At 57.6% G+C, this 476-nt stretch carries 1 pseudogene; it reads left to right on the top strand.

Annotated features, from left to right (window positions below):
• Nucleotides 1–476, top strand: a pseudogene (locus tag HMPREF3048_RS12240) (hypothetical protein); the annotation flags it as partial.

The following is a 476-nucleotide window of genomic DNA, read 5'->3' as shown; positions in this document are numbered from 1 at the left end:
CGCAACGCAATCCGCAACACCATCGCAGCAGCACTGACTGCCACCATGGCCATTGCCGGTATCACCCCCGCCAATGCGTGCGACGCTTGCGATGAGCAAGCATTGATCGCCCCGGTTGATTTCGGCGCTGGGCTCGACCTGGTTGACTCTGACGGGGATGGTCTTCCCGACGTATGGGAACAACACGGTGTCATCTTGTCTGACGGCACTGCAGTACCGCTTCCCGGTTATGGGGCTGATGTGAATCGTCCGGATCTGTTTTTGCAACTGAACTGGATGGCGTCCGAATACCGCAGCCTTGGCTGCGACGACACCTACGTTGACGCTTGTGATTTCGCTGACAAGCGCAACCTTGGCCCATCGGCACAAATGCTGCAGGAGATGGTCGACCTGTTTAACGACCACGGCATTAACCTGCACATCGACGCAGGCGAGTTGTTTACCAACATCCCCAACTACACCCCACAAGGCGGGGA

The sequence above is a fragment of the Corynebacterium sp. HMSC075D04 genome (genome assembly GCF_001815635.1).
GTDB lineage: Bacteria > Actinomycetota > Actinomycetes > Mycobacteriales > Mycobacteriaceae > Corynebacterium > Corynebacterium coyleae.
The sequence above is the reverse complement of the archived record's forward strand: the minus strand, read 5'-3'. Positions and strand labels throughout refer to the sequence as shown.